The 2,078-nt window shown below is 64.3% G+C and carries 3 protein-coding genes; all 3 read left to right on the top strand.

Features of this window, described 5'->3' with window-relative positions; all coding sequences use genetic code 11:
* The coding region (locus tag AC1DQP_RS19810) for a type II secretion system F family protein (protein WP_478052341.1) at positions 1-526 on the top strand (526 nt) is incomplete at its 5' end.
* 7 nt (positions 527-533) lie between these two features.
* Complete coding sequence (locus tag AC1DQP_RS19805) at positions 534-1,397, top strand: prepilin peptidase (RefSeq protein ID WP_478052340.1); 864 nt, start codon at positions 534-536, stop codon at positions 1,395-1,397.
* Between the two features lie 10 nt (positions 1,398-1,407).
* Complete coding sequence (gene coaE / locus AC1DQP_RS19800; RefSeq protein ID WP_478052339.1) at positions 1,408-2,037, top strand: dephospho-CoA kinase; 630 nt, start codon at positions 1,408-1,410, stop codon at positions 2,035-2,037.
* Positions 2,038-2,078 lie beyond the last annotated feature (41 nt).

Genomic DNA, 2,078 nt, shown 5'->3' with positions numbered 1-2,078 from the left:
GGGCGGCTCTATCGATGGGTTCATCTACGCCTACAAGCGATCCCCGTCGAAGCAACACACCATGGATCGCCTGATCCTGAAGGTGCCTGTCATCGGCCAGATCATGAACAACAGCGCCATCGCCCGCTTCGCCCGCACTACCGCCGTGACGTTCAAGGCTGGTGTGCCGCTGGTCGAAGCTCTGGGCATTGTTGCTGGTGCCACCGGTAACAAGGTGTATGAAGAGGCAGTGCTGCGCATGCGTGATGACGTGTCGGTCGGTTACCCAGTCAACATGGCTATGAAACAGGTCAACTTGTTCCCGCACATGGTGGTGCAGATGACCGCCATCGGCGAAGAAGCCGGCGCCTTGGACACCATGCTGTTCAAGGTGGCCGAGTACTACGAGCAGGAGGTCAACAACGCCGTTGATGCCCTCAGCAGCCTGCTGGAGCCGATGATCATGGTGTTCATTGGTACCATCGTCGGCGGCATGGTCATCGGCATGTACCTGCCCATCTTCAAACTCGGCGCCGTCGTCGGCTAAGGTAACAATGGCATTTCTCGACCAGCATCCCGGTCTCGGCTATCCCGCCGCGGCCGGTCTGGGACTGCTCCTGGGCAGCTTCCTCAACGTAGTCATCCTGCGTCTGCCCAAGCGGCTGGACTGGCAGTGGAAGCGCGACGCCCGCGAAGTGCTCGAAGAGCCGGACATCTACGAGCCGCCGCCGCCGGGGATCGTGGTGGAGCCGTCGCACTGCCCGCACTGCAAGCACAAGTTGGCCTGGTTCGAGAACATCCCGCTGTTCAGTTGGCTGGTCCTGCGCGGCAAGTGCCGGCATTGCCACGCCCCGATCTCCATCCAGTACCCACTGGTGGAGCTGGTCACCGCCCTGCTGGTGCTGGCCAGCGTCTGGCAGTTCGGCTTCGGTTGGCAGGGCTTCGGCGCGATCGTGCTGAGCTGCTTCCTGGTCGCCCTGTCCGGGATCGATCTGCGGACCCAATTGCTTCCGGACCAGTTGACCCTGCCACTGATGTGGTTGGGCCTGATCGCGGCCAGCGACAACCTGTACATGCCCGCCAAACCCGCCCTGCTGGGCGCGCTGGCCGGCTATCTGTCGCTCTGGTCGGTGTGGTGGCTGTTCAAGCAGATCACCGGCAAGGAGGGCATGGGGCATGGCGATTTCAAATTGCTGGCCGCGCTCGGCGCCTGGTGCGGGCTGAAAGGCATCCTGCCGATCATCCTGCTGTCCTCGATCGTGGGCGCGATCATCGGCTCGGTCTGGCTGTATTCGCGCGGTCGCGATCGTGCCACCCCTATCCCGTTCGGACCTTATCTGGCGGTTGCGGGCTGGATCGTGTTCATGTGGGGCGAGCAGTTGATCAACGCCTATATGGGCTTTGCCGGCCTACGCTGAGGGCCGGCCGATGTCTCATTACATCATCGGCTTGACCGGCGGTATCGCCGCCGGCAAAAGCGAGCTGAGTCGCCGCTTCGAAGATTTGGGCATTACCGTGGCGGACGCCGACGTCGCAGCACGCGCCGTGGTTGCCCCCGGCAGCGACGGCCTAGAGCGTATCGCGGCGCACTTCGGCGATAGCATCCTGCTGACCGATGGAAACCTGGACCGGGCCACCCTGCGCGAGCGCATCTTCGCCTCCGCGCAGGACCGTCAGGCACTGGAAGCGATCACCCACCCGGCCATCCGCCAACTGCTACGTGACACCTGCAAGCAGGCCGACGGCCCGTATGCGGTTGCCGCCATCCCGCTGCTGACCGAAGCCGGCGGCCGCCAACAGTACCCGTGGCTGGACCGCATCCTGGTGATCGATGTGCCCGTGGCCGTGCAGCACGCACGCCTGCTGCAGCGCGATGGCATCACCGCCGAACTGGCCGACCGGATGATCGCCGCCCAGGCCGGCCGCGAGGCGCGCCTGGCGCTGGCCGATGACGTGGTGGTCAATGACGGGCAGCCGGAGCATCTGCAGGCCAAGGTGGAGGCGCTGGATCAGCTGTACCGGGTGCTGGCCGCCAAAACGGTTGCCGACCACCGGTAGAGCCACCCCATGGGTGGCTGCCTTTGGGTATGCCGACACAC

This window comes from Stenotrophomonas sp. P5_A8, assembly GCF_056400545.1.
Note: the sequence above shows the minus strand (reverse complement) of the source record. Positions and strands in the feature narration are given on the sequence as shown.